The organism is Agaricicola taiwanensis (genome assembly GCF_014635245.1).
In the GTDB taxonomy this organism is placed as follows: Bacteria; Pseudomonadota; Alphaproteobacteria; order Rhizobiales; family Methylopilaceae; genus Agaricicola; species Agaricicola taiwanensis.
Genome location: NZ_BMCP01000008.1, coordinates 25,632 through 39,536, shown reverse-complemented (window position 1 = coordinate 39,536; position 13,905 = coordinate 25,632). Strand labels below are relative to the sequence as shown.

Here is a 13,905-nt window from a genome sequence, read left to right as displayed (position 1 = left end):
CAGCCGCGGCCCTGATTGCAATGCCGCCTCAGCGGCCCATGAATTTCGCCGGCCGTTTCTCGATGAAGGCCTGCACGCCCTCTTGGTGATCGTCCGACATGGCGACCCGCGCCTGATGGATCGCCTCGGCCGCCAGCACATCCTCAAGCGATCCGGTCTCGGCGATGTTCAGGTTCTTCTTCATGTAGCCGAGTGCCAGGCTGGGCCCGCCGCTGAAGCGGCTGGCGAAGGCCCGCCCCTCGGACGCCAGGTCCGCATCCTCGACCATGCGGTTGACCAGTCCCTCCCGGGCGGCCCGTTCCGCATCGACCGCTTCGCCGCTGAAATAGAGTTCTCGGGTTTTCGCGGTGCCGATGAGCCGTGTCATGAACCAGCTGCCGCCATAGTCGCCGGAGAGGCCCACCCGGGCAAAGCTCGCGGCGAATTTGGCGGAGCGTCCGGCAATGCGGAAGTCGCATGCGAGCGCTAGGCTGAGGCCCGCCCCCACCGCCACGCCGTTGACCAGCGCGATGGTGGGTTTGGCCATGCGATGAAGCGCCAGCGGTATGCGATGGACATGGTTGAGCTGGTTCAGCCGCTGCTCATAGGTCCAGTCCTTGCGCGTCGTCATGATCTTGACGTCGCCGCCCGAGCTGAAGGCGCGACCGGCGCCGGTGAGGATGACCGCCGCGACATCAGGTGTTTCGCCAAGGCGGGTGAATGCCTCGATGAGCGCGTCCGCCAGTTCGGGCGAAATGGCGTTCATCCTGTCCGGACGGTTCAGGGTCAGCGAAACGATGCCGTTGTCGAATTCTTCAAGCAGAACGGACATTCGGTTTTTTCCTCAAGGACGGTCAGCCGCCCGGCTATCGCCCGGCCCAGTCGACCGCGAGCGGTGTCGTTCCCTCCGGACCGACGATGACGGGATTGAGCTCGAATTCAGGCCTGGTCGCGCGCAGTTCGTGCGCGACCCAGGCCACCCTCTGGACGAGATCAACGAACAGCCCGACCTCGCCGGCCGGCCGTCCGCGATATCCCTTCAGAAGCGGCGCGGTCTTCAACTCACCGATCATCTCCCGCACATCCGCTTCCGTCACCGGAACCGGACGTCGCGCGGCATCGGCGATGAGATCGGTCAGGATGCCGCCGAAGCCGATGGTGACGAGCGGACCGAACTGCTCGTCGGTATGGACCCCGACCAGCCATTCCGTTCCCCCCTCGATCATCTGCTGCACCAGGATGCCGTCCACATCAGCGGCGGCGACATTGCCCCGGATGGCGCGGACCGCCGCGCGGACCGCCGCCGCATCCTTCAGGAAGAGGTGGACGCCGCCGACATCGCTCTTGTGGGTGATGGTGGAGGAGACGAGCTTGACCGCCACGGGATAACCGATGCGCTCCGCGGCGGCCACGGCTTCGTCCTCGGTCTGGACGATGTCCGAACCCGGCCGTGGGATACCGGCGGCATCCAGCAAGGCGCGCAGCCACTCGTCGAGACTGTCGAAATCGTCGCGGGACGGCGCCGTGAAGCCGCTCTTCTGCAAGGGGCCGAAGTCACGGCGCGTCGTATTGGCCCTGCGGGCGGCCGATCGGGCATGATCGCGATGCCGGGCCAGTGCCGTGAAGGCGTCCATGGTGCTGGGAAAGAGCGGAACGCCGGCCTCGCGAAGCACCTTCCAGGCGCCCTCCTCGAGCCCCTCGCCCGCCTCCCACACGACGATCATGGGTTTTCCGATCACCTTCGAGGATTCCACGAGGGTGCTCGCGATCATCTTGCAGTATTCGGGCTCGGCCTGGGACTGGAAGAAGAAGAATATCTCGAAGGCCGGCTCCGATGCGAAGGTTTCGATGCAGGCCTTCAGCCGCGCCGTATCGCGTCCGAAGCCGGCCGTGGGGTCGAGCGGATTTGCGACCGCGGCGATCTTCGGCACGATCGGCCGCAGCTGCTGCTTGATGGGCTCCGACAGGAGCGGCAGCTCGAACCCCTGCTCGCGCCCGGCATCGGCGAGCAGGCTGGTGCCGCCGCCGGGCAGGCTGAGGACACCGATGTCATAGCCGGAGACCGCCTTCAGCCGCGTCGCGAGCAGCGCCTGGTCGGCCAGCGCGGTCAGTTCGCGGACGACGATGATGCCATGGGCGCGGCAGGCCGCTTCGAAGTCGACGGCCGCCCCGCCCAGCGCCGCCGTATGGGTCTGGATCGCACGCAGGCCCACATCACTGCGGCCCTGCTTCATGACGATCACCGTCTTGCCCTGCTCCATCGCCTTGTCCGCAGCCGCCAGGAAACCCTCGGCATCGCGCACCGATTCCAGGAGGCAGACGACGCAGTCCACCTGTGGGTCGTCGATCAGATAGGAGAGATAATCGGCGGCGGTGGTGACCGCCTCATTGCCGATGCCGATCAGATGGCTGACGCCGAGCCCGCGCTGCTGGCAGTGCCCCAATATGGTCGTCGCAAGCCCGCCGGAGGCGGAGATGACGCCGACATTGCCACGGCCGGCCTTCTTCAGGCCGAGGAAGCCGCTGGCGCCGAAGGCGATAAAGCCATTGTTGAAGTTCGCCAGCCCCGCCGTGTTCGGCCCGCAGGCCGGCATGCCCGCGCCCCGGCAGATCTCGACGAGCCGTTCCTGCATGCGGACGCCCTCGTCTCCCGTCTCGGCAAAGCCGGCGGTCAGCACGATGAGGGAGCGGACGCCGATCTCGGCGCAGTCTTCCGCGGCCTTGACCGCGGCTTCCGCATTGACGAACACCACGGCGACATCCGGCGGGTTGTCGCGCAGATCGAGGATGGAGCCGTAGCAGCGGAAACCCGCCAGCTCGTCATATTTGGGGTTGATCGGATAGACCTCGCCCTCGAACCCGAAGCGCCGGATCTGGCTGACGATCATGCCGCTCATGCGCGTCGGCTCGGCGGAGGCCCCGATCACCGCGATCGACTTCGGCGCCAGCATGTATCGAAGGTCCATGTGCTGCCGCGTTGCCATTTCAACTCTTTCCTGCACCGCTATCCTGCCCATCAGTTGGTTATCCTGCCGGAGAAGCTTCCCGCCTGGCTCAAGCGCCCCCGGCCGAGGTAGAGCACGAGCATCACCGCCGCCGTGGAGATCATGCTGATCAGGGCGGAGAGCGCGGCGAGCGCCGAGTAGAGCCCGTTCTCCCAGATATCGAGGATCACGAAGCCGACCACCGGGTTCCGGGTGCCGGCGAGCAGGGCCGAAGCCGTGAGATCACCCACCATGACGACGAAGATCATGGCCCATCCGGCCGCCAGACCCGGCAGGATCAGCGGCAGGGTGATGCGGCCGAAGACCCGGCTCTTGCCCGCGCCCGCCATGCGGCCGCTTTCGATCAGTTCACCACCCACCTGCTCGATGGCGGAGCCGGCGGCGGTCGCCGCCTGCGGCATGTAGATGACGATGTAGGCCAGGAGCAGGATGAGAGCCGTGCCCTGCAGGTTGAACGGCGGCGCGCCGAGCACGATGAGGAAGCCGACGCCCAGCACCACATTGATGACGGCGCCCGGCAGACGGACGATGCCGAGCACCGTGTTGGCGCGCCAGCCGCCGCGATCGCGCGCATATTCCATGAGAACGGCGGCCACGATCATGCCGATCGTCGCCCCGACGACACCCAGGGTCAGCGAGGTGGTGAGCGCCCGTTTGGTGATGCCGGCCTGAAACAGCTCCTCGAAATGCTGAAGCGAGAGCATGGAGACATCGATCGCCGGCGACCAGAAGGGCTGAAGCGCCACGAGCAGCAGGGCGACGAAGGGCAGCACGGTGGAGGCGGCCACGAAGGCCAGCACCAGAACGCGGGCGACCCACTTCCAGGCCCCAAGTTCAACGAGGGAGGTGCCTCCGGCCTTGCCCCCGATGGTGGCGTGACGCTGCCGCCCGGACATATATCTCTGCAGCCACCAGACGCCGAGGACCACGGCGGTCAGGATCAGGCTGATGACGACGCCTTCAGCGATGCGGGGCGGATAGACGCCGCGCACGAGGTTCACCGTCATGACCGAAAGCACGTCGATGCGCGCCACCGAGCCGATGATGACGGGCACGGAATACATCGCGATGCCGACGATGGTTACGAGCAGGGCCGAGTTCATGATCGCCGGCAGGACGCTGGCGCTGGAGATCTTGAGGAACACCCTGAGGCGCCCCGCTCCGCTCATGCGCGCGGCCTCCTCATAGGCCGGGTCCAGATTGCGGAACGCCACCGACACGATGAGATAGGAAAAGGGGACGAGATGGAGCGTGTAGACGAAGATCAGGCCGCTCCAGGTCGAGATGTTGAGCGGGCCCCGCCTCATCTCGATGCCGGCGAAATCCGCCAGCCAGCGGATGAAGACGTTGAGGAAGCCGCTCGTCTCCTGCGCCAGGAAGATCCAGCCGATCGACATCGCGACCGACGGCACGAGCAACGGCAGGACGGGAAGGAACTTGGAGACGAAGCCCATCTGGGCGTCGGTGCGCTCGTTCAGCCAGGCGAAGATTGTCCCGATCAGGATCGACAGGCTGCCGGAGACGGCGAGCACGATGGCGGTGTTGTAGGCGGCTTCCCAGAACGCCGACGAACTCAGCACGTTGCGGAACGCCTGGATGTTGACGCCGCCATCAGGCAGGAGCTCGCGCACGAACATCGCGCCGATGGGGTAGAGCACCAGCAGCAGCATCAGGAGGGCGAGGAGCCCGTTCGCGCCTTCGAACAGCAGGCTCGAAAGCTTTCGGGTCCCGGTATCGGCGGCTGGAATGTGCTGGGTCATGATCGCCATGTCGCGGGCCTATAGCGGGTAGAAGAGGACGCTCTTGGAATCGACCACGAGTGTCAGCCGGTCGCCGGGCGAGAAGGTCTTCCCGGCGAAGCGGCCCATCTCCGATACGAGCAGGCGATGCCCGTCATCCGTCGTGAGAAGGTGATCACGATGGGCGCCGGAGAACTGCGTGCGCAGCAGAGAACCGGTGAGGGCATTATGGGAGGCTCCCTTGTCGCTGATCTCGACGCATTCGGGGCGGAACAGCGCCATCACCTTCGTTCCAGGCGTCAGATCGGGCGCCATGGGATATCCCCGCAGACGCCCCAGCGGCGTGTCGGCGGCGGCGAGGTTGTCGTTGCCCGACCCCATGGTGATGGTGGCCTCCACCTCGTTCACGCGGCCCACGAAGTTGGCGACGTAGCGGGTGGCCGGCCGGCAGTAGACATCCTCCGGCGTGCCGAGCTGCTCGATCCGCCCCTCCCTGAGCACCGCGACCTGGTCGGCCAGCTGCAGCGCCTCCACCTGGTCATGGGTGACGTAGATGCCGGCGAAGCCCACTTCCCGCTGCTGCGCAACGAGTTCGACCCGTAGATCCTCACGCACCTTCGCGTCGACGTTGGACAACGGCTCGTCGAACAGCACCACCTGGGGATCGACCACCAGGCTGCGGGCAAGCGCCACACGCTGCTGCTGACCGCCCGACAGCCGGTTGGGATATTGATCGCCGAGGCTGGGAATGCCGACGCGCTTCAGCGCGGCCGCCACCTTGGCCGGGATCTCCCGCTTGGGATAGCCCCGCGACACCAGCGGGAAAGCGACATTCTCCGCCACGGTCATGTGCGGCCACACCGCATAGGATTGGAACATCATGGCCAGCCCCCGGCTTTCCGGCGGCGCGTTGACGGCGGGGCTTTTGGAGAACATGAGCCGGTCGTTGGCCCAGATCTCGCCCTCATCGGGCCGCTCGAGCCCGGCGATGCAGCGCAGGAGCGTGGTCTTGCCGCAACCGGAGGGCCCGAGCAGGATCAACATCTTTCCCGCCTCGACCGCGACCGAGACATCGTCGACCGCCCGGACCAGTTCGCCATTCGACCGCCTGAAGGTTTTCTTCAGGTTCCGGGCCCGGACCTTGACCTCAGGCGTCGCAGCCCCGGTGTCGGCTATGGCAACAGCATCGTCCATATCTGGCATGGGGCCGCTCATCATGATGGATATCTCCCCTCTTCTCGTTGCGCGGCCGGCAAGAGGTGCAGGCCGCGCCGATTGCATCAGCCCTGCGACAGACCCAGCGCTTCCATGAGCGGGCGCGCCTCCTCCGGCGTCCACACATCCTTCACGGTCGTCGGATTCTCCGGCACCTCGATGCATCCCGGGATGTCGGCAAGCGGCGCACCGACCTCGTTCAGCTTGCACGAGAGCTCCAGCGCCTCACGGCTCAGCCGGTAGTGCAGGAACAGGCGCGCCGCATTGGGGTGCTTGGCGTCCTTGACGATCCCGATGTGATCGCGCTTCAGGATCGAGGGATCGGTCGGCGTGATGAATTTCAGCGGCGCGCCCTGCTGGACGACCGGGGTCGCATGACCGGTGAAGGCGGGCGTGCTTCCGTCATAGGCGCCGGCCGCCACCTGTTGCGCGCCTGGTGCAGCCGAGGAGACGATGTCCCAGTCCTGCTTGCGCACCGCCTCGGCGAACTGCATGCCGTGCGCCTTGACCATGGCGTCTATCCAGGCGAGCCAGCTGATCGAGGTGCGCGGATCGGACAGCACGACGCGGCCCTTCCAGCGTTCGTTCAGGATGTCCGGCCACTTCTTCGGAAGCTCGGCCTCATCGACCAGGTTGGTGTTATAGGTGAAGACGTAGGTGCTGTACTGCGTCAGCACCGAGCGCTTGTTCTCCAGATAGGCGGACGCGGGATAATCGGCCAGCATGGGCACCAGGTCGGGCGAAAGCTCCAGGAACCACTCCGGATTTTCCACGAAGACACTGCCATCCGCCGTGCGGAGGATGTCGGCCGGGGTGCCGCCGGAATTCTTCTCCTCCGCGAAGCGCGAGGCGAGCGGGCCGCTGGCAAGCCGCAGCCATTCGACGTCGATCTTGTACTTTGCCTCGAAGGCCTTGACGACCGCCTCATTGATGGCGTCGACCTCCGACGAATAATAGACGAGACGTCCTTCCTTTTCCGCCGCGGCGACCAGTTCGGCCGGCGGCTCATCGGACTGGGCCAGGACCGGCCCGGAAAGCATGCCGCTCACCAGAACGGCTGAAAGCGTCAAGGCGCATGTCAGAGATTTCATGCCGGTTTCCTCCCATCGGTATGAATTCTTGGGCGGACGCCGGACAGGTCTCCCGGCCGTCCGGAAGGCACACGCTCAGTCAGCGGCCGACATAGGGCTTCGGCGGCCGCTTCTCCGCGAAAGCCAGCGCGCTTTCCCGGAAATCCTCTGTCATGTGAAGTCTCGCCCGCTCGTAGAACAGGCCGTGGTTTCGCTCGTGCTGCTGGAGATGCCAGCGCCGCGCGCGCACCACCGCGCGCACCGAGAGCGGCGGGTTCTTGAGGATCTTCTCGGCCAGACCTTCGGCCGCCGGGATGTGCCCGCCCTCCCCCGCGACCTCATTGATGACGCCGTGCGCCAGCGCCTCCTCGGCGCTGAACCGGCGCCCCGTCAGGAACACCTCATCGGCGAATGTGCCGGCGCCACGGAACTGCATGATCGACCAGTACTGGCCGGCATAGAGGCCGCGCCGCGTCTCGGTGATCTCGAAAATGGTATCGGCCGCCGCGATCACATAGTCGCAGCGCAGGGAAATCCCCACCGCCATTCCGAACACATAGCCATGCACTGCGGCGATGATCGGCTTCCAGTTGACATGGCCCTCGAACATGATCGGGTGATGCGTCGCGTTGCGGCCGGACGGACCGCCCTGCTTGATCAGATCATCGCGATTGCGAAGTTGCCGCTGGCGCACATCGGCGCCGCTTGAAAAAGCGCGTCCCCGCCCGTTGAGGATGCCGACCCAGGCCTCCTCGTCCTGATCGAACTCCCACAGCCGGTCCTTGAGCGCCAGCACGCAGTCGTCGTTGAAGGCATTGAGCTTATCGGGCCGGTTGAGGGTGATGTAGCCGATACGGCCCTTGCGTTCGTAGGTGACGAGGTCTTCTTCGGCTGTCATGGCGAATGCGGTCCCGATGTTTTTTCCAGGTCTTCGTTCGTCGCGGGGATGCCATGGAGCCTTCTTCGGCGGTCGCGCCTGAAACCACGGCATGTCAGCCCAAGCCCACTTACGGGGCCTTCCTCCCTCGGCTGTTATGATAGGCATACTGTAATACAGTAAGCTCGACAAGGGCTGTTTTGCGATGGTCAGGAAATTTGCTACAACACCGCTGTCCCAAGCGGCGGTGATCCGCCGCCGGATTGTGACGGCCTCACCGCTCGATGCTGAAACGCTCAAAAATGAAGCCTTGACGGCTCAGAAGCCAAGATAGTCGCAGGGGCAAAATCGCCGTCCTCCGACTCACTTGAGGGCCTTCATCGACGAAAGTTCAGGCACCATATGCTTGTCGGTCAGGCATACAGTATGCCATAAAATCGCATAATGTTGCTTCTCGGGGAATGATGAAATGGGCGACCCAACGCTTCTGAAGGCCAAGTTCAATGTTGAGGTCGTCGCCGCGCCGGTGCGCCAGCAGGTTATCAAGGCGCTTTACGACGCGATCACGACAGGCATGCTGAAGCCCGGCCAGCGCCTGGTCGAAAAGGACCTCTGCGAACTCATGGGCGTGAGCAGGCCGCCGGTGCGCGAGGCGCTGCGGCAGCTTGAGAGCGAGGGGCTGGTCGTCTCCCTGCCCAAGCGCGGCCCCATCGTGGCAAAGCTCTCCAGCGAGGACGTCGCCAACATCTATCAGGTGCGGGGCGCGCTGGAGGCGCTGGCGGCGAAGCTCTTTGCCGAGAAGGCGACGGATGAACAGATTCGCGACCTGGAGACGTCGCTCCAGGACCTGTCCGCCGCGCTGGAGAGCGACGACATCGACCGGACCATCGAGGCCAAGGACCGGTTCTATTCAAACCTGACGGAAGGCTCCGGCAATCCGCTGCTCGGCTCGATCCTGCACGGCATGAAGGCGCGCATCCAGATGCTGCGGCGCGTCTCGCTGTCCTCGCCCGCGCGCACGGCCGAGACCATGCGCGAGATGAACGCCATGCTGGCCGCCATCAAGGTTCGCGACGGCGAGGCGGCATTCCAGCTGTCCTGGAACCACATCCGCAACGCCGCCGACAACGCGCTGAAGATCCTGTCGATCTCCATGGCGGCAGCGGAAGAAGCGGAGCCGGAAGCGGAAAAGACCGGCCCCGGCAGACGCTGACATCGTCCGCCTCTCTCGTCATCTACTTATGAAGCTAGAACCCATTATTATCTCCGACGACAACAATGTTCCGCCGTCCGATATTCTACCAATCCTCCCGGGACGATCTTTCAACCAGGGCAGATATTCTTCCAAATCAAATGCGATTCTATCCTCCGTCATTTCTATATATATTTTTAATATAATGTTGTTTTCGGCGTATTGCGCCCAGCTCTCTTCGTTCAATATGGAAACCGAGGAAGACCTGTGGGGGTCGGAGAATGTGACGAGAACAGGGTATAGGCTCTTAGGTAATGCCTTGCGACCCTGCGCTGCCATTGGATCGTAGACCCAATTCTCGTCGGACTGCCGAAAAGCCCGAACTGGTAGATAAGCCAGATCCGCCGAATTTGGGGTAGGCCCCGGCATCAGCGTCGTGACAATATTCCTGCCAGAGCCGAGGTCGATGAAGATTCCTTCGCCTTTGAAATAGGCAGACATGCCGGGACGTTGCGGCAACCAAGATGCCAGCTTTGTGCCCGAGACGGAATATACTTGGCTTGACGACTGAAATTCGCCATCGACATCCACTTCAACCGTAAGCTTGAAGCGGTATTCGTAGCGGTGCCACTGCTCATAGAGAAAAGCGCTTCCGATCCAAGAGGCAGGAACTAGAAGCAATATCGCTCCTAGGGTCCGACCGGATAGGCCGATCCACTCTTTTGACCTCACGATAGTCACCCCCGCAACTCGAATCGGCCTATCTTATACACGTCCGCCGTGACTGCCCTTCAGCGACGCACACTGACCAGTACGTTTTCACCCATGGCTGCCGGCGACGATGCGAGTTGGTGCGGAAAAGCACGGCGCTGGCACCAGTTGACATCGTCCGCCATAATTCATTGCGCACATCCCATGAGGAGACCCGAATGAACGAGGATGCCGTGGCGGTTACGCCGGACGCGGTCTGGCTGGAGGCCAACGGCTGGAAGACGCTCGAGGACGACGGCGGCCTCATCGGTCATGTCGGCCCGTTTTGGCTTCGCGCCGACCACGGCACCGCACGCCTTGGCTTCATCGCCGACACGCGCCACCGCAACCGGGGCGGCCATGTACAGGGCGGCATGATCGCCGCTCTCGCCGACCGCGCCATGGGCCAGACCGTGCGCATGGCCAATGGCAACCAGCCTCAGGTGACCATCCAGCTCGACATGCACTACATCGACGTGATGCGCATGGGCGAATTCATCGAGGCCCGCTGCCGCGTGGTGCGGCAGGCACGCCAGATCGCCTTCGTGGAGGCGGAGATCTTCGCCAACGGCCGCCTGGCCGCCACCGCACGCGGTGTGTGGAAGATGATCCGCCGCCGCACGGATGATAGTGCCGCGGCCGCACCGGCCCTTCCCGAAAGCCGCGCTTGAACAAGTGCCTTGATCTCGGGCATAAGGGGCAACGGTGCTTCCCGCACCGGCATCTGTGGCAAAAGTCCCGGTAGCTCAGCAGGATAGAGCAACGGTTTCCTAAACCGTAGGTCAGGGGTTCGAATCCCTTCCGGGACGCCAGCCTTTTTAAATGCGCTTTACTTTCAATGGCTTACGCGGAAGTTCGACCCGAACCTTCGGAAGTGCGGCCCGAGGGGACCAGGGACAGATGCGCCCCCCGGCTCGGGACCGCCGCCTTTATTCGCGACGCGCCGCATGGCCGATGCCGCGAGAACCTTCTGCCGTGCCCCTCGCGTATACCGATCAACTTCCTTCGCCGAAGTTCGCTAGGCCACCCCGAAAGCCAAGAACGCCCCAAAAACATCTGCCAAGGGGTGGCTGCCAAGCCGAAAAGCCCACCACGGGCAAACGTCAGGCGGCGCTCGACGCAGCCATGGCCGGAACGCTCCCGACACCGCCTGATTTCAGCGCACCCACCACGCTCGTTTCCGCAAGAAGCTCGATCAGGTGGTGGAGATGGCAAAGGCCGGCGACATCGCCGGACTGCGGCGTTCGAGATCAATCCCGTGTCGACATCCCCCAGGGCCATCGCCCGATATCGTGATCTTGCTGTCATGGCGCTGGAAGCGAAGGCAACGACATAACCCCCGCCCTGATGACGGGGGGTTGATTGACGCCGCCGACAAGGTGGCGCGGACGATCCACGGGATGATGACGGGAGCCGAAGGCAAGGTGGTGCAACTGCCGAACCGCAAGCGCAAAACTTGAAACCGTCGCGCGGACACGATTTTTCGTGCTGCTACAGGTGCTCCTAGCCCACCGTTGGCGTTGAAGCGAGGAATCGATGACAATAAGGTCGGGCACAAGGGTGTTTTATGAGCGTAACGATCTATTGCGATGAATCATGCCACCTGGAACACGATGACAGCAATGTCATGGGTTTCGGGGCCGTGTGGACAAACCGCGCGAGCGTGAAACTATTGTCGTTGCAGCTGCGAGACATCAAGCGACGCCATAAGGCGGCTGGCGAATTGAAGTGGACCAAGGTTTCCACCTCAAAGCTCGACTTTTACCAAGAAGTCATCGACTGGTTCTTTGAGAGCGAGTCTCTTCATTTTAGATCGCTGATCGTACCCAATAAGGGCGCGCTCAATCATGAGAAATTCAATCAGGGTAGCCACGATGATTTTTATTACAAAATGTATTTCTCGCTGCTCAATAAGATATTGTCTCCTACCGACCAAAATGAAATCTACCTCGATATAAAGGACACAAGAAGCAGGCTTAAAGTTCAGAAGCTTCGTGATGTTCTATGTAATGACAAGTATGACTTCACCGGAGAGATGATTTCCCGCATCCAGCACGCGCGATCGCACGAACTGGAACTGATGCAACTCGCTGACCTTCTTCTCGGGGCATTGGTCTATAAGCATCGCGGGTTGACGGGCAGCTACGCGAAACAGCAAATCGTTCAGCGGATCGAAGCGCGAACGGGCCGACCGCTGCTGCATTCAAGCACCCTGTCCTATCAGAAATTCAATGTCTTCGTTTGGCGGGCACAGGTGGGCTGATGGCAGATGAGCTCCCCCTACCTGCCCACATCGATGTGAATGGCGATTGGGATGAGGTGAAAGCAAGGCTCTACGCCTATTTTGAGGGGGTATTCAAAGCCAGTCCTCGCATAAAGATTAGGGGAAAGGTTTTGGTTCATGATTCGCGCGTTGTGGACAGCGATTGCGAGGAAGGCTTCTGGCACGTTGTCACTAAGGGCAAGGGCGAGGACCGCCTTTTCGATCCGGACAGAGCGCGGCGTCTGTGCTGGATTGGACGTATGCTTGATGGTAGCGCGCCAGGGCTTACTCGATGGAGCTTCCAAGAGGGTGACGGCACGACAAAGCTCTACTTCTGGCTAGAGGCCGAAGAGTATGTCCTCATTCTAACCGAGAAGCCCAAAGTCGTTTCTTTGGTCACGGCCTTCTATGCCAGCGCGCATTGGGTAAAGACCGACCTGACGAAAAAGCGCACAAAAGGGCAGGCGTTCTGACGGCAAAAGCCGCCCACCACGAGGGTTGGACGGCTTTCGAGCTCCTTCTGCCCTAGGCAGATGAACACCGCTTACATAGGCTATTTTGCCGGAATCGTCAAGGCAGGAATTGGACGCACCCGTTACCAGCACTGGCGATCCGAACAAGATCGTTGGTATTCCTCGACGCAAAAGACATAGCGCCTCCCGGTTCGTCCGGCACTGGCTGTCGCGCAGGAGACGGTCGAGCGGTTCCTGGCCCAGTGGGAGAGTGAGAAAAAGCATCTGCCTCTGCCGGCGGCTGCCGTGGGGACGATCGACGCTCACCTGGCGCGGCTGCCGATCGTCCGCGGTCCAGGCTGAAAGTGCAGGCCGAAAAACCGGCCCTATCGGTCAGGCGGCCTGAGAGCCGACGCTAGTCCCGCGCCGCGTTGGAATACATGAACAGGATGTTCAGCCCGCCCATGAGGATGGCGACGGCGACATAGATCATCACGGGGTTCTGCATGACACTGTGCATCTCGGACCTTCTCCCTGCGATATCGTGCTTTGCCTTCAGCAACTTAGAACAAAGCCATAACGCTTCAGGGCCTCCTCTTGGTTCCCTGCTGCCGTTTTGATACGGAAAAGGAATTCCCTGTCCTACTCCAGCACGATGGGCGCGATGGAGGCGACGAGGAGGGCCGCCATGGCCCAGTTGAAGACGCGGATGGCACGCGGCGTCTGCAGCAGGCGGCCGGCGCCCACGCCCACCATGGTCCAGGCCATGCAGCTCGGCACGGAGACGAGGCCGAAGATGATGGCGAGCGTCACGGCCGAGGCCGCCGAGCCGGCGGCGCTGCCCACATAGGTGACGATGGCGCCGGCGGCCATGGCCCAGAACTTCGGATTGACCAGCTGGAAGGCCGCCGCCTGGAAGAAGGTGAGCGGCCGGCCCCGGGCTGCGCCACCTTGCCCCGCTGCGTTCCCCTTCGGCTGCGCCGTGGCGATCTTCCAGGCGAGATACAGGAGATAGGCTGCCCCCACCCATTTCAGCACCGCGTGGATGCTCTCATTGGCCATGATCTGCGCGCCGAAGGCGCCGGCGATGAGGAGGATGAAGGTGACACCGAAGGTGATGCCGAAGATGTGCGGCAGCGAGCGGCGGAAGCCGTAATTGGCGCCGGAGGCCGTCAGCATGGTGTTGTTGGGGCCCGGCGTCGTCGTCATGGCCACCGCGAAGACAAAAACGGAAAAGATCCAGGTCCAGCTCATTCCCACCCTCGTGTGCGAGGCGTCACCTTAAGCGAGGTGAAGACCCATGCCGCCAAGGGAAGATACACATGCCGATGAAAGTTTGGCATGGCCGGTATCACCCGGAATG

General features: G+C 62.9%; 12 protein-coding genes and 1 tRNA gene. 5 read left to right on the top strand and 8 right to left on the bottom strand.

The window, feature by feature from the left end:
- Positions 1–28: 28 nt before the first annotated feature.
- From IEV58_RS17405 to IEV58_RS17380, 6 genes are all read right to left on the bottom strand, one after another.
- On the bottom strand, positions 29–811 hold the full coding sequence (locus tag IEV58_RS17405) for an enoyl-CoA hydratase (RefSeq protein ID WP_188411103.1): 783 nt from the start codon (positions 809–811) through the stop codon (positions 29–31).
- Between the two features lie 34 nt (positions 812–845).
- Positions 846–2,996, bottom strand: a complete 2,151-nt coding sequence (locus IEV58_RS17400) for an acetate--CoA ligase family protein (protein ID WP_229729568.1) — start codon at positions 2,994–2,996, stop codon at positions 846–848.
- On the bottom strand, positions 2,996–4,753 hold the full coding sequence (locus IEV58_RS17395; protein ID WP_188411101.1) for an ABC transporter permease: 1,758 nt from the start codon (positions 4,751–4,753) through the stop codon (positions 2,996–2,998). The genes IEV58_RS17400 and IEV58_RS17395 overlap by 1 nt, the downstream gene beginning before the upstream one ends.
- Before the next feature lie 9 nt (positions 4,754–4,762).
- Entirely contained in the window at positions 4,763–5,926 is a 1,164-nt protein-coding gene (locus IEV58_RS17390; RefSeq protein ID WP_188411100.1) for an ABC transporter ATP-binding protein, read from the bottom strand.
- A gap of 77 nt (positions 5,927–6,003) precedes the next feature.
- On the bottom strand, positions 6,004–7,029 hold the full coding sequence (locus IEV58_RS17385) for an ABC transporter substrate-binding protein (RefSeq protein WP_188411099.1): 1,026 nt from the start codon (positions 7,027–7,029) through the stop codon (positions 6,004–6,006).
- Positions 7,030–7,108: 79 nt separating this feature from the next.
- Positions 7,109–7,906 (bottom strand): enoyl-CoA hydratase/isomerase family protein, encoded by a 798-nt coding sequence (locus IEV58_RS17380; RefSeq protein ID WP_188411098.1) that lies wholly within the window; start codon positions 7,904–7,906, stop codon positions 7,109–7,111.
- A gap of 448 nt (positions 7,907–8,354) precedes the next feature.
- Between IEV58_RS17380 and IEV58_RS17375 the strand changes: the two genes are divergently transcribed.
- Entirely contained in the window at positions 8,355–9,098 is a 744-nt protein-coding gene (locus IEV58_RS17375) for a GntR family transcriptional regulator (protein ID WP_188411097.1), read from the top strand.
- A gap of 18 nt (positions 9,099–9,116) precedes the next feature.
- On the opposite strand, the gene IEV58_RS17370 is transcribed toward IEV58_RS17375, so the two are convergent.
- Positions 9,117–9,758 (bottom strand): hypothetical protein, encoded by a 642-nt coding sequence (locus IEV58_RS17370; protein WP_188411096.1) that lies wholly within the window; start codon positions 9,756–9,758, stop codon positions 9,117–9,119.
- Between the two features lie 248 nt (positions 9,759–10,006).
- Here IEV58_RS17370 and IEV58_RS17365 point away from each other — a divergent pair, with 248 nt between their 5' ends.
- From IEV58_RS17365 to IEV58_RS17350, 4 genes are all read left to right on the top strand, one after another.
- Positions 10,007–10,498 (top strand): PaaI family thioesterase, encoded by a 492-nt coding sequence (locus IEV58_RS17365; RefSeq protein ID WP_188411095.1) that lies wholly within the window; start codon positions 10,007–10,009, stop codon positions 10,496–10,498.
- 64 nt (positions 10,499–10,562) lie between these two features.
- Positions 10,563–10,639, top strand: a tRNA-Arg gene (locus tag IEV58_RS17360).
- A 755-nt stretch (positions 10,640–11,394) separates the two neighbouring features.
- The gene (locus tag IEV58_RS17355; RefSeq protein WP_188411094.1) at positions 11,395–12,090 is read left to right on the top strand and encodes a DUF3800 domain-containing protein; all 696 of its coding nucleotides are present in this window, start codon (positions 11,395–11,397) and stop codon (positions 12,088–12,090) included.
- Positions 12,090–12,563 (top strand): hypothetical protein, encoded by a 474-nt coding sequence (locus tag IEV58_RS17350; protein WP_188411093.1) that lies wholly within the window; start codon positions 12,090–12,092, stop codon positions 12,561–12,563. The genes IEV58_RS17355 and IEV58_RS17350 overlap by 1 nt, the downstream gene beginning before the upstream one ends.
- A gap of 621 nt (positions 12,564–13,184) precedes the next feature.
- Here the strand turns inward: IEV58_RS17350 and IEV58_RS17345 are convergent.
- The gene (locus tag IEV58_RS17345) at positions 13,185–13,796 is read right to left on the bottom strand and encodes a LysE family translocator (RefSeq protein ID WP_188411092.1); all 612 of its coding nucleotides are present in this window, start codon (positions 13,794–13,796) and stop codon (positions 13,185–13,187) included.
- Positions 13,797–13,905 lie beyond the last annotated feature (109 nt).